The organism is Sphingobacterium sp. T2 (assembly GCF_000814685.1).
Classification (GTDB): Bacteria; Bacteroidota; Bacteroidia; order Sphingobacteriales; family Sphingobacteriaceae; genus Sphingobacterium; species Sphingobacterium thermophilum.
The window spans coordinates 1-18,251 of sequence record NZ_JXAC01000010.1; the positions used below are offsets into that span (position 1 = coordinate 1).

The following is an 18,251-nucleotide window of genomic DNA, read 5'->3' on the forward strand; positions in this document are numbered from 1 at the left end:
TTACTTGCAGGACGGATCGAAATGATCTTTTTGAGGATGATGTTTTCTGCTTTCCAACGTTTTAAAACTTCCTTGCCGATCTCCGGTAAATTTAACTGCTTATATTCCTTGTACATCACGTATTTTATATCAAAATTTCAAAGGTCGCTAATTTAACGAAATAACTTTAAAAATGGAAAGGTGAAAAAATAAGGATAATAGAGAGGGGCAAATTTCTTCTTTTTGATTTATTGTTTAATAAAATATGTGACCCAAAAGAGCTGCCTGCTCGAGCGATGGATAATGGATAGAAAATAAAAAAGCACCTTTTATGGTGCTTTTTTTATGAAAATTGAATCAGCTTTTATGCAGAGAAACTTGACCCGCAACCACAAGTACTAGTCGCATTTGGATTGTTAAATGTAAATCCTCTGGCGTCCAATCCGTTTTTGAAGTCTACTTCCATTCCGGCAAGATACATGCCGTGAGCTTTATTCATGAAAATACGGATTCCTTCGTAGGTGTATTCGTTGTCACCATCTTGTTTTTGGTCGAAGCCAAGAACATAGCTCAAACCTGAACATCCACCTCCCTGAACACCTATGCGTAAGCCAAATTCAGGTCCCAACTCTTGTTGGTCTATCAGTTTTTTCAATTCTGCTACAGCTCCCGGCGTAAAGGTTATAGGTGCCGTATTGATTATATTGTCTGTACTCATAGTTTTCTACACTGAATTGATAGTTTAACAAAATTACATATTTTTAGCCATTAATCTTTAGACTTATAATTTTTGACAATTTTTAAACATATGAATATCTATAATTTTCTGTTGGATACCTTGAGCATAGGCGTGGGCGTATTTGTGGCTTTGTTGGCGGTATTATATATCTTGTGGCCGAAAGTGGAGCGTTTAGTATTGAAAGTGCAAACTATAGCGTCCGGCAGGGAAAACAGAAGGGAAAAGGCTCAGCTGCGGCTGGCAGCATACGAACGGCTTATATTGTACTGTCATCGTATCTCGCCTTATCAGGTGATGTTAAGAAACCACGATGCTGGCCTGACGGTGGAGCAGTTCAAGGCAGCCTTGGTAAGCGATATCGAACAAGAATTTCAGCATAACATTACGCAGCAGCTATATGTGTCGGATGCAGCATGGACAGTAGTGAAAAATCTTAAAGACACCACCATCACTATGCTCACCAACATACAAAAAGAGGCGTCTGCTACAACAGTAGATAACTATGTGGCTGCAGTCATTAAATATGTGGCGGAATTAGAGGTTAATCCCTATGAGGCGGCCCAGATTATTCTAAAAAAAGAAGTATAAATCCAATAAAATTTTTGTAAGCGTCCTTTGGGGATGTGAAAATTAACGAATTTTTATTTCCGACTTACTTTTTGAAAAGAAATAGCAAAGGGTGCCCCGAAAAGTTTAGAGAATCGTATATTTGCAACGAAAATAAATAATCCACATCCCTCAATAATTAAGAATAATGGAAAGAGATCAAGCCATCTTTAATCTTATCGCTGAAGAGCTAAAGCGCCAAGAAGAAGGTATAGAATTAATCGCCTCGGAAAACTTCGTGAGTAAACAAGTGATGGAAGCCGCAGGTTCGGTATTGACCAACAAATATGCGGAAGGACTTCCAGGAAAGCGTTACTACGGAGGCTGTGAAGTTGTTGACCAAATAGAATCTATTGCTATCGAAAGAGCGAAAAAACTTTTCGGGGCAGAATGGGTTAACGTACAACCTCACTCTGGAGCGCAAGCTAATGCAGCGGTATTTTTAGCTACCCTTAAGCCGGGAGACAAAATTTTAGGTCTTGACTTATCGCACGGTGGTCACTTGACTCACGGTTCTCCTGCCAACCTGTCCGGAAAAATCTATCAACCATTATTTTACGGTGTAAAAGAAGAAACCGGATTAATCGATTACGAAGGATTAGAAGAAACAGCACTACGTGAAAAACCTAAGATGATTATCTGTGGTGCTTCAGCATATTCACGTGACTGGGATTATGCACGTATCCGTAAGGTTGCGGATGAAATCGGTGCCCTTGTATTGGCGGACATCTCACACCCTGCGGGTCTTATTGCTAAAGGCTTGTTGAACGACCCTCTAAAACACTGTCACATCGTAACGACAACTACCCACAAAACATTACGTGGTCCTCGTGGCGGTATGATCATGGTAGGTAAAGATTTCGAAAATCCATGGGGTATCACTACACCTAAGGGGGAAGTGCGCACGATTACCCAATTGTTAGATTTGGCGGTATTCCCAGGTACTCAAGGTGGTCCTCTTGAACATACTATCGCGGCCAAAGCGGTAGCCTTCGGAGAGGCTCTTTCTGATGAATATCTAGAGTATGTAAAACAAGTGAGAGCAAATGCTCAGACCTTGGCGAAGTTCTTCGTGGAACGTGACTACAAAATCATCTCGGGAGGTACTGACAACCACCTCATGTTGGTAGACCTACGCAACAAAGATATCTCAGGTAAGGAAGCTGAAGCGGTGTTGGGTCAGGCAGGTATCACTACCAACAAAAATATGGTTCCTTTTGATACACGTTCACCTTTCGTAACTTCAGGAGTGAGATTCGGTACTGCAGCTATCACTACTCGCGGTATCAAAGAAGCCGAAATGATTCAAATCGGAGAATTGATCGATGAAGCATTGAAAGCTAAATCGGATGCAGCGAAGTTGGCTACTATCCATGGGAAAGTAAAAGAAATGATGGCTAAATTCCCGCTATATCGCTAAGATTTATTCCCTAAGGAATTCAAAATAGAGGAGGCTTCAAACATTTTTGAAGCCTCTTTTGTTTTATAGATATAGAATGTGAATTAATGTTAAAACTCTTTTCCTTTCTTGTATTAGTAAAGTTTTTTAAGCTATTTTTGACTCGAGAGAAATAGATATTGCTTAAATGTTAAACCTATAAAAACATCGCCTATAGAAACACGCTTACTCTTAATAAATGATTCTTGCTGATTCATAAAATATTATTATATGAAGACAACTTTAAATGCCTTGAGCGATCAGGAACTTATCCATCTGTATCAAGGAGGCGAACGAAAGTGGAATTAAAAGAACTGATAGACCGCTATAAGAGTAAGATTTATACCTTCATCTATACCAAAGTGAGGGACGAGTTTCTGGCAGAAGATATTTTCCAGGAAACCTTTATCAAGGTAATCAATACGATTAAGACGGGAGGATATAATGAGGAAGGCAAATTTCTTCCTTGGGTGTTGCGCATTGCTTACAATATGATTATTGACCACTTCCGCAAAGAGAAGCGCCTCCCTAATGTGGTGAGCAGCGACGGCTTTGATATCTTCGAGGTGTTGCGGTTTGCCGAAGACGATGCCGAAAAGAAGATGGTGCGTTCACAGATAAGCGCAGACCTACAGAAGATTATACAGCTCCTGCCGGATGACCAGAAGGAAGTGCTCATCATGCGTCATTTCTGTGATATGAGCTTCAAAGAAATTGCAGACATTACCAATGTAAGTATCAACACGGCATTAGGCAGGATGCGCTATGCACTAAGTAACCTGCGACGCCTTATCGAAGAACATAATATCAGCTTTCAGCTTTATTGAGGACTGCAACATTGACCTTTCCCGTCGTCAGAAAAAGACATAATGGCATTTCCTTCGTAAGAATTTGGAAATAGTCTTGCTTTGGAATCAAAATTGTGATTATCTTAGTGAGCATAAACAACTATAATTTTAAGATATGACAATTTGGTTTTTATTAATAGCGATTGGTATTCTTGGTATGATGGTGCAATGGAGATTCAAGAGTAAGTTTACGACTTATTCTGAACAGCCATTGTCTTCGGGATTATCCGGTGCTGAAATAGCACAAAAAATGTTGCATGAGAATGGCATCTACGATGTACAGGTAATTTCGGTAGAAGGACAATTGACAGATCATTATAATCCAACAAATAAAACAGTAAATCTAAGTCCGGAAGTTTATCACGGACGCAGTGTGGCAGCCGCTGCTGTAGCAGCCCACGAATGTGGTCATGCCGTGCAGCACGCTACAGCCTATTCCTGGCTGCAGTTTCGTTCGGCGATGGTACCTATAGTAAATGTGGCATCACGTATCACCCAATTTACACTGATGATTGGTGTGATGTTAGCCGTATTTTCGCATGTATATCTGTTGCTACAGATTGGCGTGGCAGCCTTAGCTGTAACAACATTATTCAGCTTTATCACGCTGCCGGTAGAATTTGATGCCTCCAAGCGTGCCTTGGCGTGGTTGGATACATCCAATGTGACACATAGTAAAACAGAACATGATGGTGCTAAAGATGCACTGAAATGGGCAGCTATGACATATGTGATAGCAGCATTATCGGCTCTGGTGACATTATTGTACTATGCCCAAATGCTAGCAGGAAGAAGAGATGACTAATTGATATAGCTAGGAACTACGTGAAAGGGAGATAGGCTTATCTCCCTTTTTTGTGTTTAGTGACAAAGCATAGATATCCTTTCATGGCAATTTTGTAACTTTGTGGTTTAGCATAAGAATTTCAAAAGATTAACTATGTTTTCAAATCTTCAGGATAAATTAGAAAGAGCCTTTAAAGTCTTAAAGGGACAAGGAAATATTACAGAAATCAACGTCGCTGAGACGATGAAAGAAATTCGCAAGGCATTGTTGGATGCCGATGTGAATTATAAAACAGCCAAGACTTTTACCGACCAAGTAAAACAAAAAGCTTTAGGTCAAAATGTAATCAACAGCATTTCGCCGGGACAGCTGTTGACTAAGATTATGAACGACGAGTTGACCGCCTTGATGGGAGGTACAACTTCGGAGTTAGACCTTTCTAAAAATCCTACTATCATCCTTATTGCAGGTTTGAATGGTGCCGGTAAAACTACCTTTTCAGGTAAGTTAGCCAATTATCTGAAAGAGAAGAAGGGGAAAAAGCCTTTGTTGGTAGCGGGTGACGTTTACCGTCCTGCAGCTATTGACCAATTGGAGGTGTTGGGAAATCAGGTAGGAGTTCCGGTTTATACGGATAGAACATCCACGGATCCTATTGCCATTGCCAAAGCGGGGGTAGAAGAAGGAAAGAAAAACGGAAATAACGTAATCATTATCGATACGGCAGGTCGCCTAGCTGTAGATGAGCCTCTGATGGTGGAAATATCTGCGGTAAAGGAAGCAACGCAGCCGCATGAAATCTTATTCGTCGTGGACGCCATGACCGGTCAGGATGCTGTGAATACGGCCAAAGCGTTCAACGACCGTCTTGACTTTACCGGCGTTGTATTGACCAAATTGGATGGTGATACACGTGGTGGTGCAGCCTTATCTATCAAATCTGTTGTCAATAAGCTATCAAATTTATAGGTACAGGAGAGAAGATGGATGCTTTGGATGTGTTCCACCCGGATCGTATGGCTTCCCGTATCTTAGGTATGGGGGACGTGGTATCCTTGGTAGAACGTGCTCAGCAGCAGTTTGACGAAAAGCAGGCTGCCGAATTGCAGAAGAAAATACGTAAGAACCAGTTCGATTTCAACGACTTCCGTGCGCAGATACAGCAAATCAAGAAGATGGGCAATATGAAAGATTTGGTGGGTATGATTCCAGGCGCTTCCAAAGCGTTGAAAGATGTGGAAATCGACGACAATGCTTTCAAACCTATCGAAGCTATTATTGATTCGATGACACCGAAAGAACGTGAGAATCCGGATATCATAGACCAACGTAGAAGGATGCGTATCGCCAAAGGTTCTGGAACAAGTATCGAAGAGGTAAACAAGCTCATCAAGCAGTTTATGGACATGCGCAAAGTGATGAAGCAGATGTCAAACCCAGGAATGATGGCTAAGATGATGCGTAATATGCCTAAAATGCCGGGTAGACCATTTTAAGAAAGTACAACATCAGTCAGCATACAAGGCAAGCTATTAATAGCTTGCTTTTGTTTTTAAAAATCAATTTTGTTATGTAATTTTATAGGTATAGAATTAATTGTTAATTTTGTACTATATGGACGATTACCCCACACAGTTATCTTCTTACGGTACAATCCTTCTCTTAGGATTAGCAGGGATATTATTGGTGTGTGTGACCATGTTTCTGGCGAAAATCTTGTCGCCCAATAAACCTAATCCTATCAAGCTGAGTACTTATGAATGTGGAGAAGAGCCGACCGGCACTTCTTGGGTGCAGTTCAATCCGCGTTTCTATGTCATTGCATTGATATTTCTTCTTTTTGACGTAGAGCTCATCTTTGTTTTCCCTTGGGCAACGGTCTATGGACAGGCCGAACTTATTCAGATGGATTCCAGATGGGGATGGTTTACTTTAATCGAGATGGCCATCTTTTTGGGGATACTTATCCTAGGCTTGATCTATGTATGGAAAAGAGGGGATCTGCGCTGGGTCAAACCACAACATGTTACTCCTACTGTAGATGTAGCTATCCCTAAATCAGCATACAACGCATTAAACAATAAGTCTTATGAGGTAAGAGACTATAGAGCTACGGTACAGGAACCGGTAGAAGAAAAACAAGAAGAAGCTAAACCACAGACTTCTTTAGGTTTCAAACCTCGATTTAAAAAGCCGAACGCATGACAAATATAGAACAACAGTTGAGATCAGATGGGGTTATCGTCGCCAAGATCGATGACCTACTGAATTGGGCCCGTCTTTCGTCCATGTGGCCGGTAAGTTTCGGTATTGCGTGTTGTGCTATAGAGATGATGGGCGCTATGGCTTCCACCTATGATTTGGATCGGATTGGAGTGTTCCCTCGTCCATCGCCGCGGCAGGCCGATGTGATGATAATCGCGGGCACAGTAACCTTTAAGATGGCAGACCGTATCAAGCGTCTGTATGAGCAGATGCCAGAGCCTCGCTATGTCATCTCCATGGGGTCTTGTTCAAATTGTGGAGGACCATATTGGCAACATGGCTATCACGTCGTGAAAGGTGTGGACAAGGTTATTCCGGTGGATGTATACGTGCAGGGATGCCCTCCACGTCCGGAAGCATTAATAGGGGCGTTTTTGGAGCTACAAAAGAAGATAGAGAAGGAGCAAATCCTTCACGACAAATATTTTGAAGAGAGCGTTTAATAGTATTATAAATATATGGCAAAAGATTTTTATGGTGAGTTGCAGTTAGGTATTCTTGGAGGCGGGCAGCTGGGACGTATGCTCATCCAAGAAGCTATAAATTTCAATGTGAACATCCATGTGCTGGATCCGGACAAAAATGCGCCGTGCCGCAAATTGTGTAATCATTTTGAATGTGGCTCATTGAGTGATTATGATACTGTTTACAACTTCGGTAAGGAGTTGGACATGATCACTATAGAAATAGAAAAAGTAAATGTTGATGCTTTGGAAGCCTTGGAAGAAGAAGGAGTGCTTGTATATCCTCAGTCGCGTGTGATACGCCTTATTCAGGATAAAGGATTACAAAAGCAGTTTTTCAAGCAAAACGGAATTCCCACGCCGGCATTTCAGTTCATTTCAAATAAGGAATCCTTAAAATCGGCAAATCTTTCTATTCCTTATGTGCAGAAACTCCGTAGAGATGGGTATGATGGGAAGGGTGTCAAGATGATACGCACAGAGGCAGATTTAGATAATGCATTCAATGAACCTTCCATCATAGAAGAGATTGTTGATTTCGAAAAAGAAATTGCTGTTATCGTAGCCCGCAATGACAGAGGAGAGGTGAAGACCTTCCCTATGGTAGAAATGGAGTTCAATCCTGAAGCCAACTTGGTAGAATTTTTAATTTCTCCTTCTACATATAGCTTTGAGATTCAGCAGAAGGCAGAAGAACTGGCGAAGAAGATAGCAAACGATTTACAGATTGTAGGGCTGCTGGCTGTAGAGATGTTCTTGACCAAAGAAGGCGAAATTCTGGTTAACGAGCTGGCTCCACGACCACACAATTCGGGACATCAAACGATAGAAGGAAATTTCACTTCTCAGTTTGGTCAGCATCTGCGTGCTATTTTTAATCTTCCTTTGGGAGATACCAGTGCTCGTACCAATGCTGTGATGATTAACCTGCTGGGAGAAGAAGGATACGAAGGACTTGCCAAATACGAAGGAGTAGAAGAAGTTTTGGCCATAGAAGGGGTTTATGTACATTTGTACGGAAAGAAATACACCAAGCCTTTCCGCAAGATGGGACATGTGTGTATCATCCATGCGGATAGGGAAGTGGCTATAAGCAACGCACGTAAAGTTCAGAAAATATTAAAAGTTATCGCATAGATTTATGAGTTCACAAACTGCTCAGGTAGGCATTATCATGGGAAGCAAGTCAGATCTTCCCGTGATGCAGGATGCTGTAAATGTATTAAAAGAATTGGGTGTTGCCTTTGAGGTGACGATAGTGTCTGCACACCGTACACCTCATCGTATGTTTGAATATGCGGAGAAGGCTGCGGAAAGAGGATTGAAAGTTATTATTGCAGGCGCCGGAGGTGCTGCTCACCTACCTGGGATGGTGGCTTCCATTACCCATCTACCGGTGATCGGCGTTCCTGTGAAATCTTCCAATTCCATCGATGGATGGGATTCTGTGCTGTCTATTCTGCAGATGCCAAACGGTATTCCGGTGGCGACGGTAGCCCTTAATGCCGCGAAGAATGCAGGAATTTTGGCCGCACAGATTATCGCTACTCAAGATGCTAAGGTTGCTGAAAATCTTCTGAACTTCAAGAAAGGTCTTAAAGAAAAAGTCGAAGAGACGGCCAAAGAGGTAGAAAATATGACATTCTAAATAAAGTAAGGGGGATTTATCCCCCTTTTATTTTGTCAAAAACTTCTGCACATAGTCATAGCTCTTTTTCACACTTTCGAATTTATTAGCCACATAGATATCATCCTGTTCCACAAAAGCATATTGAAGTCCCGCTTTTGTTTTTTCTTGCGTAATATTTAAATAATCTATCGTGCCTGTACCTACTTCTGTATAACGCACTTCCTTGAAAATGGAATCCAATGGCATGTCGTCATAATCACCGCCGACGATAGGCTTGGTGAAGTTGCGGTCCATATCTTTTACATGCCAAAGCTCAAAACGTCCCGGATATTTTTCAAAATAGGTCAACGCACTGAATCCAGCTTTTTCCAACCAGAAGATATCCAATTCGAAAGCGACAAGATCTTTTTCGGTGAAGGCTAAAAGGATGTCTAACCCTCTTGTCGTGTTGCCGAACTGTCTCAATTCCCAAAAATGGTTGTGATAGCCAACTTTAATACCGGCTTTCTTAGCAGCTTCCCCAGCCTTGTTAAGTTGCTCCGCTGCATACTTATAATCGTCAGAAGTCAAAGCGTTCAGGTCAAACATGGGATTGGTAGGCGCTATAATATATTTTTGTCCTAAGGCTGCAGCCACTTCCACATATTTTTCTATGCTTTCTTTGTCGCTATGGTTCTTGCTTAAGTATTTGCTCATGTCATAATGACCAGAATAAGTTTTGAGGTTATTATCGTCCATGATTCTTTTTCAGATCCAATAATTCTAGGCCCCAGAACGAATTGCTGTTGAGATCCAGACCAAAAGTTTCGATATGCGAATAACCAATTTTGGATATGGTTTCTAATGTGGTTTTGGCGTCGCTAAACAGCAGGTCCCTAAGGGTGAAGAGTTGTAGGCCTATATTAGCAAGTGGGTTATCACCTTTAATGGACTTAGAACCTGAACAAGCGGACAGCAACAAATTGCTTAGCAGTGCCCCCACAGCACCTAATCCGGCTTGCTTGATAAAAGCTCTTCTTGAAGTATGCATAAGCTGAAATATTTTATAATTGGATTTAAAGATTGGTTGTATAAATATAATAAATTAACGGTAAAAGAAAAGGCTTTCATATTTATGAAAGCCTTTGAGTCTTGTTGGATTTTATATCCTTAGATAGTCATGATATCTTTTTCTTTTACTTCTGCAAGCTGGTCTACCTGAGCGATAAATTTGTCAGTAAGTTTTTGAACTTCAGCTTCACCGCTTTTGATTTCATCTTCAGATACACCTTCGCTTTTCAGTTTTTTGATAGCTTCGTTAGCCTCTTTACGGATGTTGCGAACCGCTACGCGACCTTTTTCAGCTTCTTCTTTAGCTTTTTTTACAAGATCACGTCTTCTTTCTTCTGTCAACGGAGGTACGATAAGACGGATAACCATTCCGTCGTTTTGTGGGTTAAGACCGATGTTAGAGTCGATAATAGCTTTTTCGATAACACTTAGCATCGATTTTTCCCATGGTTGAATTACTAAAGTACGTGCGTCCGTAGTGTTAATATTGCTTACCTGTGAAAGAGGAGTACTAGAACCGTAATAATCTACGCTGATACCATCCAACATGGAAGGAGTGGCCTTACCGGCGCGGATTTTTGTGAGTTCTGACTCCGTATGAGCAACTGCTTTGGTCATCTTTTCCTTGCAGTCGTCCAGTTCCATTGAAATCAGTTCGTTCATATGTTTTAAATGTTTTATACTTAACTAACAATTGTTCCGATATGTTCGCCTGATGCTAATTTTTTGAGGTTTCCAGGTTTGTTCATATCAAAAACAATGATGGGTAGATTATTTTCTTGACACAAGGTGAAGGCAGTCATATCCATTACGTTCAGTCCTTTTTCATACACTTCGGAGAAGGATATATGCTCGTATTTTGTTGCCGTAGCATCTTTTTCTGGGTCTGCAGTATAGATACCATCCACACGTGTTCCTTTAAGTACGGCATCAGCATTGATTTCAATCGCTCTAAGAGAGGCTGCCGTATCGGTAGTGAAGTATGGATTACCTGTTCCTGCTCCAAATATTACTATTCGGCCTTTTTCCAGGTGGCGTACAGCTCTTCTGCGGATAAATGGCTCACAGATCTGTTCCATTTTTATCGCTGTCAACAATCTTGTTTTTAATCCTACTTTCTCCAAAGCATCCTGGAGTGCCATACTGTTGATGACGGTAGCAAGCATTCCCATATAGTCGGCTTGAACTCTGTCCATTCCAGCTTTTTCTGCACTAAGTCCTCTGTAGATGTTGCCTCCGCCGATGACGATTGCGATTTCTATGCCTAAAGCGTGAATTTCTTTGATTTCGTTAGCGTATTGATTGACACGATTGATATCGATACCGTAATTCTGCTCGCCCATGAGAGCTTCGCCGTCTAAGTTTTAGTAGGATTCTTTTATATTTCATAAATTATTTCTTGGAGGATTTCCAAAAGACAAAGATATAATTTTTTTGCTGCTATATTACGTACTATAATATTTTGTTTTATTTTTTTGCATTTAGCTATAGCTTCTTGGTAGTACGCTTCATAAAGTGGTAAAATCTGATTAATTTCAAAATTTTTAGCGTGATCATAAGCAGCCTGCTTAAACTTCTCTAGACGATCACAGTCTTCTAGGATATAAATTGCGTGTTGGGCCATTTCTTCTATGTTGCCTACATCGCTTAGAAATCCTGTTTCGCCATGGACGTTTAATTCCGGAAGTCCACCGATGTTGGATGACACGACAGGAACGCGACAAGCCATAGCTTCCAAGGCCGCCAATCCGAAGCTTTCAGAAGACGAAGGCATCAGGAAGAGATCCGACACAGAGAGTATTTCCTCTATAGCATCCTGTTTTCCTAAAAAACGCACCGAATTAGCTATGCCTAGCTGTCTGGCCAGCTCTTCGGCATTGCTTCTTTCTGGGCCGTCGCCCACCATGAGCAGCTTGCTTGGCACTTCCTGCATGACACGGTGGAAAATGCGGACTACATCTTCTGTATTCTTAACTTTTCGGAAGTTGGAGGTATGGACGAGGATACGTTCGTTGCCGGGAGCAATGGCTTTTTTAAAATGTTCTCTTTTTTTGTTGACAAACCTGTCAGGGTCGATAAAGTTTGGGATTACTTTGATTTCGCGTTGGATGTCGAAATATTCTTTAGTTTGTTGTTTTAGACTTTCTGATACGGTAGTAACGCCGTCCGACTGGTTGATGGAGAAGGTTACCACTGGCTTAAAGCTTTTGTCCCTTCCGACCAATGTGATATCCGTGCCGTGCAACGTCGTAATGACCGGAATGTTGATGCCGTAGCTTTTCAATATCTGTTTGGCTAGATAGGCTGCTGAGGCGTGAGGTATTGCGTAGTGTACGTGTAAGATATCCAGCTCTTCAAAGCGTACTACATCTACCAGCTTACTGGCCAACGCTGATTCATAAGGAGGAAAATCGAATAAAGGATACTGGGAAATTGCAACCTCGTGATAAAATAAATTTTCAGAGAAGAAGTCTAGTCGAGCAGGTTTATTATAGGTGATGAAATGTACTTGATGACCTTTAGACGCCAAACCTTTACCTAATTCAGTAGCCACAACCCCCGAACCACCAAACGTTGGATAGCAAACAATACCTATCTTCATGTAATTTAAATTAATATCTTTATAACAAGCAAAGTTAAGGAAGGTTTTGCATTCGTTTTGCAATAAAAGCGTAATCTTTATGTTATGATTATGGATTGGGAACAGCTTAAAAAGGAACTTCAGATATAAAACATCCCGTTCTTCAGGAGCAGGAGGACAGAATGTCAATAAAGTAGAGACCAAAGTAATGTTGCTGTGGGATTTTCAGCAGTCTCCTCTTCTTGAAGAAGAACAGAAAAGAATACTTAAAGAGAAATTAGCAACTCGACTGCAAAGTGAAGGCCTTCTTCAGGTGGAAAGTAGTGAAAGTAGAAGCCAGCTTCAAAATAAGGAAATAGCATTCCAAAAGCTTATTGTCTTGGTGTCGGAAGCTTTAAGACCCTCCAAAAAGCGGATTCCGACAAAAGTTCCACGTGCAGTCGTGCTCCAACGCTTGGATAGAAAGCGTAAACAATCTGAAAAAAAATCCAATCGCAGATGGAGACCCGAATAATTTTTTTTGAATATTTAGTGTAGGAGTTGAGGTCCGATTTGTGGAGAAGAAAAGAGGATTACGCAGCATCCAGTAAAAGAGCCTTGTCAAGAACGTAAAGGACTGCTTGAAAATTACATTGATAATGCTGTAAAAAGTATGACTACAATAGATAATAGCCCTGATAGACAGGTAAATAAATTAAGCCGGCTTGAGCAGATGAAAAAATAACGAGAGAAAAAAGAACGAACACAGCAACATAAACACTCATGAGGCTCCAGAAGATAAAACTTTTTTTAATTTAAATTGTTTTAGTTAAAAAATAATGAAAAGTTTAAAATTTAATCTTTTTAAGACTTGGTAGTGTTTTTTGTATTGGAGGAACATGACTCAAATAATGACATACATGCATCTACTTGAAATAATAACTCAAACTGGGGATAAAGGCATACCTTTTCCTGTGGGCTCTAAAGCATTTGAAAATAAAGATGGGAGTGTTACAATAAAATTGCCTGAGGGATATCAATTTATTTTATCAGAAGAGAGTACTTCTAGAATGTTACCTCCTGAAGATGAAGTAGAGGTAACATGCACTTGTAATCAGGGTTCAGGAAGTTGTTCTTCGGTTAAAGCTAAAGGAAGTTATTATTATATTATGAATGACAATTGGTTCTAATTGCAGCAAGTCTGTTTCTAAAGCAAATAAAACAGTGAATATATTAGGTGTATATAAGCCAGAAGAGGGGATCTCTTTTATTTCTAATAATAAGGTTGAAGGTCTTAAAAGTTCGCTAAGAAAGAATTCAATACTATTCACCGAGATACTATACAAGTAAAATATGAATTGGAGATGTAGCACTTGCTACATACCTTGGCTTGCAACGAACATTTATTTTCTAATAATAAATCCCGCTTTTTAAGAGTTTAAAGCGGGATTTATTCATTATTCACAGAGAAGAATGAATTATCTTCCTGTGCCTTTAGCATCTTCCAAAGGAAGGTCTACTACAGGTTTTGTATCTCTGTTGGCAAGATCCCAAGCTACATTGAAAATCAATCTTTCTCGTTTTACCATCATTGGAAAATCAATCTTATCTACTGTATCTTCCGGAGTGTGATAGTGTGGATGTAATCCTGAGAAGAAGAACAGCGAAGGGATGCCGTTTTTCGCAAAGTTGTAGTGGTCTGAGCGGTAATATAAGCGCATAGGCTCGTCCGGACGATCATAATCGTAGTCCAAGATAAGATTTATGTCTTTGTTAGCCTTTTCGACGATAGGTTTTAAGTCGGTACTCAATTTGTTTGTTCCGATAACGTGCACATAATTGTGGTCACCGTTCAGGTGCTTATCGTCAATTCGTCCTAGCATATCGATGTTGATACATGCTACGGTTTTTTCCAAAGGAATGATAGGATTCTCTACATAGAACTGTGATCCTAAAAGACCTTTTTCTTCTGCCGCCAAAGCGATGAAAAGTATGCTGCGGCGAGGGCCTTTACCATCTTTTTTCGCTTTAGCGAAAGCTTTTGCCAACTCTACAACCGCTACGGTACCAGAGCCGTTATCGTCAGCTCCAGGGAAAATAGTGCCGTTAGGAAGGATACCGTCGTGGTCCCAGTGTCCGCATACGACAATCACTTCATCTTTCAAGTCGGAACCTTCAAGATACCCCAATACGTTAGGATCATCCAGTTTCTCTCTTTTTACTCCCATTTCGGCGTTGATACCTACTTTGATGGTTTTGGCAGGTTCTGGTGAAGTAAGGGTTTTCGCTTTAAACTGCTCCAGACTGGTGCCGATTTTGGCCAATAGCTGATTTGCCATAGCCGTATTGACAAGCACTACTGGGGCAGCTTGCGTGCTGTTGTTTGCTGCAGTACCCTTATCTAGCTGCACACGTCCCATCAGACTACGGCCGCCTATTCTTTTTATCATTTCATCATTTTGAGAACTTGCAGCCAATATTAATTTAGGGTTCAGCTTGGTTAGCTCCTGAATTCTTTTGAAGCGGCTTGACGTCCATGTAGATTTGGTTGAGGTTCCTGTGATTATCGAATTGCCCGAAGCATCTACAGGCTCTCCCTCATTTACCAATAGAATAACCTTTCCTGTTACATCAACACCTTTCAATTCATTATATTTTTCATCCTGGATGCCATAACCTACAAAGATGATTTCGTCAGCTTGGATAGACTGAGCGGAATTGTCTCCTTGTACGAAAAAATCTTGACCATAGACAAAGTTCTGGTCACCTAAGCGGAAAGATTCCACATTATAGGCTACACGTACCAATGATAGGGGCTGGTGGTAGGAGCCATTCACGATGGGCTTTAATCCATACGACTGGAACTGTTCGGTAATATATTTTACCGTTTTTTTTCCTCCTTCTTGGCCTGTGCCGCGTCCCTCAAATTCTTTGCTGGCAAGGATAGTCAGATGAGCCTTGGAAGATTCTTCCGTAATTAAGTTAGCGTATTTCGATGGCGCCTGTGCCAACGAACAGCTGTATGCATAAGGCAGAATGAATAATAATGAAAACAGTTTTCTCATAATCGATTTATAATTAGTTAAGAACAAGCGATTTTATTTACACGGTTTGCGTGTCTTCCTCCTTCAAAGTCGGTAGTGAGGAAGGTATGTGTGATTTTTTTTGCCAAATCTAAGTCAATAAATCTGGCAGGTATACATACAATGTTGGCGTTGTTGTGCTGACGTGCCAAAGCAGCTATTTCATTTTGCCATGCTATGGCAGCACGAATGCCTTGATGTTTGTTAGCGGTGATGGCCACCCCGTTGGCACTGCCGCAGATCAAAATACCCAATTCTTGCTCTTTGTTCTCTACCGCCGAAGCAACAGGATGAGCATAGTCCGGATAGTCTACGGAGTCCGCTGAAGCAGGTCCAAAATCCTTCACATCATGTCCTAATTCTTGTAGAAACTTGATAATTTCCTCTTTGTACTCAAATCCTGCGTGATCGCTACCTATTGCTATTTTCATAATAAGATTATTTAGTGTTATAAAATTCTTTTTCCCGTTGTTCTTTACGTTTGTGCACACGTGCTGACACCATGATACTCACCTCATATAAGATAAACATAGGCGCTGCCACTGTAAGCATGGTGATGACATCGGCCGAAGGGGTAATCACTGCCGCCAGCACCAAGATAATTACGGTAGCATATCGACGGCTCGCACGTAAAAAGGCTGGTGTCATCAATCCTAATTTCGATAAGATAAAGATGATGATAGGTAATAAAAATACAACCCCACATCCTATTGTCAAGGTGGCTATGGTGGATAAGTAATTGTCTATGGTAATTTGATTGTTGATTTCGACGCTGAGATCTACGTTGGCTAAAAAGTTAATGGACAGAGGCACTACGATATAGTACCCGAATAAGGCGCCGATAAGGAATAGGGCAGAGGCATAGAAGATGAATCCCTGTGCCGACTTGCGCTCTACCTTTGTTAAGGCGGGCTTAACGAACAACCATATCTCGAACAGCAGGTAAGGAAATCCCAAGACCAGTGCTGTCAGCAAGCTGGAATTGATTTGCAACATGAACTGTGAAGTTAACTCCGTACTGATAAGATTAAAAGGAATTCTTTTTACACACAGTTCGTCTAAACTTAAGACTTCGCCAAGTTTACACATCATGCGGTAGGTCCAAAAATCAAGACGTTTGGGACCTAATATGACTTGGTTGATAATAAAGTCGTTGTAAGCAAACGCTAGGATTGCAAAGACTGCTATAGCTATTACGGAACGGATAAGATGCCATCTCAGAACTTCCAAATGTTCGAAGAAGGACATTTCGGCTTCTAGATTCTTTCCTTTGTTCTTTATCGAGTCGATTAATTTTTTGCTAGACATAGAAAACTGTAAGTGTCAAAAACAAAAATACCATTCTTAACCCTAAGAATGGTATTTTTTATGCATGAAAACAAAAATTTTACGCTTCGTCCTCTTCCGGATATTCCGAAAGGTCGAAAGATTCCATAAATTTTGTTGTAAAGTTTCCTGCTCGGAAGTTAGGGTCGCGCATCAAACGACGGTGCAGTGGAATGGTGGTTTTCACCCCTTCAATCACGAACTCGCTTAATGCTCTTTCCATTGTCGCGATAGCTTCTTCACGTGTTTGTGCCACACAGATAAGCTTCGCAATCATAGAATCATAGTTTGGCGGGATGGTATATCCAGAATATACGTGTGTGTCCACCCGTACTCCATGGCCTCCCGGAGAATGAAAGTTGGTGATTTTTCCCGGAGAAGGTCTGAAGTTGTTGAACGGATCTTCCGCGTTGATACGACATTCGATGGCGTGCATTGTTGGCTCGTAGTTTTTACCCGAGATAGGAATACCGGCAGCGACTTTTATCTGTTCTTTGATTAAGTCGAAGTTAATAACCTCTTCGGTCACTGGGTGCTCCACCTGGATACGGGTGTTCATTTCCATAAAGTAGAAGTTGCCGTGTTTGTCTACTAAAAATTCGATAGTTCCGGCACCTTCGTAGTTTACGGCTTTTGCTCCGCGTATTGCGGCTTCTCCCATCTTTGCACGCAACTCCGGTGTGATAAACGGAGAAGGAGATTCCTCAACAAGCTTTTGGTGACGGCGCTGGATAGAGCAGTCTCGTTCCGACAGGTGACATACTTTGCCGTATTGGTCTCCGATGATTTGGATTTCGATGTGACGAGGCTCTTCCACATATTTCTCTATGTAAAGACCATCGTTACCGAATGCTGCACCGGCTTCTTGACGTGCCGACTCCCAGTTAGCTTCGAAATCTTCGTCTTTCCATACGATACGCATACCACGTCCACCGCCTCCGGCAGTAGCCTTGATGATGACAGGGTATCCAATCTCGTTGGCTATCTTGATACCTTCTTTGATGTTCGGAACTATACCGTCTGATCCCGGTACTGTAGGTACGCCCGCTTTTTTCATAGTTTCCTTAGCCGCAGCTTTGTCCCCCATTTTTTCGATCTGCTCTGCCGTAGCACCAATAAATTTGATGCCGTATTCAGCACAGATGGCCGAGAATTTAGCATTTTCGGAAAGGAAACCATATCCCGGGTGAATGGCGTCAGCATTTGTTAATTCTGCTGCCGCAATGATATTAGGAATATTGAGATAAGAATCTTTACTTGCTGGAGGTCCTATACATACCGCTTCATCAGCAAAACGTACATGCAAACTGTCCTTATCTGCTGTAGAGTATACGGCTACACTCTTAATGCCCATCTCACGGCATGTGCGGATGATGCGTAAAGCGATTTCGCCTCTATTCGCTATTAATATTTTTTTGAACATAAAATGACTTATTATACCAATTGAATCAGTTTCTGTATAGACACTGTAGTAAA

The 18,251-nt window shown here is 41.2% G+C and carries 19 protein-coding genes and 2 pseudogenes; 11 read left to right on the top strand and 10 right to left on the bottom strand.

The genetic code is table 11. The annotated features are described in order from the left end of the window. Positions 1-343: 343 nt before the first annotated feature. The gene (locus SD31_RS00680; protein WP_039052741.1) at positions 344-697 is read right to left on the bottom strand and encodes a HesB/IscA family protein; all 354 of its coding nucleotides are present in this window, start codon (positions 695-697) and stop codon (positions 344-346) included. Between the two features lie 90 nt (positions 698-787). Between SD31_RS00680 and SD31_RS00685 the strand changes: the two genes are divergently transcribed. The 9 genes and pseudogenes from SD31_RS00685 to purE all read left to right on the top strand — a co-directional run bounded on the left by SD31_RS00685 (position 788) and on the right by purE (position 8,774). Next, a complete protein-coding gene (locus SD31_RS00685; protein WP_039052742.1) occupies positions 788-1,306 on the top strand; it encodes a hypothetical protein in 519 nt (172 codons plus the stop codon). A 166-nt stretch (positions 1,307-1,472) separates the two neighbouring features. Further along, positions 1,473-2,744, top strand: a complete 1,272-nt coding sequence (glyA, locus tag SD31_RS00690; RefSeq protein ID WP_039052743.1) for a serine hydroxymethyltransferase — start codon at positions 1,473-1,475, stop codon at positions 2,742-2,744. A gap of 317 nt (positions 2,745-3,061) precedes the next feature. Then, on the top strand, positions 3,062-3,589 hold the full coding sequence (locus SD31_RS00695) for an RNA polymerase sigma factor (protein ID WP_410528220.1): 528 nt from the start codon (positions 3,062-3,064) through the stop codon (positions 3,587-3,589). A 136-nt stretch (positions 3,590-3,725) separates the two neighbouring features. Further along, complete coding sequence (locus SD31_RS00700) at positions 3,726-4,415, top strand: zinc metallopeptidase (protein WP_039052744.1); 690 nt, start codon at positions 3,726-3,728, stop codon at positions 4,413-4,415. Positions 4,416-4,550: 135 nt separating this feature from the next. Beyond that, positions 4,551-5,893 (top strand): annotated as a pseudogene (gene ffh, locus SD31_RS00705) (signal recognition particle protein). A 118-nt stretch (positions 5,894-6,011) separates the two neighbouring features. Then, positions 6,012-6,602, top strand: coding sequence for an NADH-quinone oxidoreductase subunit A (locus SD31_RS00710; protein WP_039052745.1), 591 nt, complete (start codon positions 6,012-6,014; stop codon positions 6,600-6,602). After that, a complete protein-coding gene (locus SD31_RS00715) occupies positions 6,599-7,105 on the top strand; it encodes an NADH-quinone oxidoreductase subunit B (RefSeq protein ID WP_039052746.1) in 507 nt (168 codons plus the stop codon). Before SD31_RS00710 ends, SD31_RS00715 begins: the two co-directional genes overlap by 4 nt. A gap of 15 nt (positions 7,106-7,120) precedes the next feature. After that, positions 7,121-8,263 carry a 5-(carboxyamino)imidazole ribonucleotide synthase gene (locus SD31_RS00720; RefSeq protein ID WP_039052747.1) on the top strand — a complete coding sequence of 381 codons (1,143 nt, stop codon included), beginning with the start codon at positions 7,121-7,123 and terminating at the stop codon, positions 8,261-8,263. Between the two features lie 4 nt (positions 8,264-8,267). Then, complete coding sequence (gene purE, locus SD31_RS00725; RefSeq protein WP_039052748.1) at positions 8,268-8,774, top strand: 5-(carboxyamino)imidazole ribonucleotide mutase; 507 nt, start codon at positions 8,268-8,270, stop codon at positions 8,772-8,774. 27 nt (positions 8,775-8,801) lie between these two features. Here the strand turns inward: purE and SD31_RS00730 are convergent, their stop codons facing one another. From SD31_RS00730 to bshA, 5 genes and pseudogenes are all read right to left on the bottom strand, one after another. Further along, positions 8,802-9,494 (bottom strand): sugar phosphate isomerase/epimerase family protein, encoded by a 693-nt coding sequence (locus SD31_RS00730; RefSeq protein WP_231561002.1) that lies wholly within the window; start codon positions 9,492-9,494, stop codon positions 8,802-8,804. Continuing rightward, the gene (locus tag SD31_RS17860; RefSeq protein ID WP_231561003.1) at positions 9,484-9,786 is read right to left on the bottom strand and encodes a twin-arginine translocation signal domain-containing protein; all 303 of its coding nucleotides are present in this window, start codon (positions 9,784-9,786) and stop codon (positions 9,484-9,486) included. Before SD31_RS17860 ends, SD31_RS00730 begins: the two co-directional genes overlap by 11 nt. 119 nt (positions 9,787-9,905) lie before the next feature. Further along, positions 9,906-10,469 carry a ribosome recycling factor gene (frr, locus tag SD31_RS00735; RefSeq protein WP_039052749.1) on the bottom strand — a complete coding sequence of 188 codons (564 nt, stop codon included), beginning with the start codon at positions 10,467-10,469 and terminating at the stop codon, positions 9,906-9,908. Between the two features lie 20 nt (positions 10,470-10,489). After that, positions 10,490-11,195 (bottom strand): annotated as a pseudogene (gene pyrH, locus SD31_RS00740) (UMP kinase). Continuing rightward, positions 11,185-12,408, bottom strand: a complete 1,224-nt coding sequence (gene bshA, locus SD31_RS00745) for an N-acetyl-alpha-D-glucosaminyl L-malate synthase BshA (RefSeq protein WP_082021747.1) — start codon at positions 12,406-12,408, stop codon at positions 11,185-11,187. The pseudogene pyrH and the gene bshA overlap by 11 nt, the downstream one beginning before the upstream one ends. Before the next feature lie 94 nt (positions 12,409-12,502). Between bshA and arfB the strand changes: the two genes are divergently transcribed. Beyond that, positions 12,503-12,901, top strand: coding sequence for an alternative ribosome rescue aminoacyl-tRNA hydrolase ArfB (gene arfB / locus SD31_RS00750; RefSeq protein WP_039052750.1), 399 nt, complete (start codon positions 12,503-12,505; stop codon positions 12,899-12,901). Between the two features lie 385 nt (positions 12,902-13,286). Further along, positions 13,287-13,556, top strand: coding sequence for a hypothetical protein (locus SD31_RS00755; protein WP_156138129.1), 270 nt, complete (start codon positions 13,287-13,289; stop codon positions 13,554-13,556). A 288-nt stretch (positions 13,557-13,844) separates the two neighbouring features. On the opposite strand, the gene SD31_RS00760 is transcribed toward SD31_RS00755, so the two are convergent. The 4 genes from SD31_RS00760 to accC form a co-directional block, all read right to left on the bottom strand. After that, positions 13,845-15,431: a M28 family peptidase gene (locus tag SD31_RS00760; RefSeq protein ID WP_052258501.1), complete on the bottom strand. Its 1,587-nt coding sequence runs from the start codon at positions 15,429-15,431 to the stop codon at positions 13,845-13,847. 17 nt (positions 15,432-15,448) lie between these two features. Further along, on the bottom strand, positions 15,449-15,880 hold the full coding sequence (gene rpiB / locus SD31_RS00765; RefSeq protein WP_039052752.1) for a ribose 5-phosphate isomerase B: 432 nt from the start codon (positions 15,878-15,880) through the stop codon (positions 15,449-15,451). A 7-nt stretch (positions 15,881-15,887) separates the two neighbouring features. Next, positions 15,888-16,757, bottom strand: a complete 870-nt coding sequence (gene tatC / locus SD31_RS00770) for a twin-arginine translocase subunit TatC (protein ID WP_039052753.1) — start codon at positions 16,755-16,757, stop codon at positions 15,888-15,890. 79 nt (positions 16,758-16,836) lie between these two features. Continuing rightward, on the bottom strand, positions 16,837-18,198 hold the full coding sequence (gene accC / locus SD31_RS00775; protein WP_039052754.1) for an acetyl-CoA carboxylase biotin carboxylase subunit: 1,362 nt from the start codon (positions 18,196-18,198) through the stop codon (positions 16,837-16,839). Positions 18,199-18,251 lie beyond the last annotated feature (53 nt).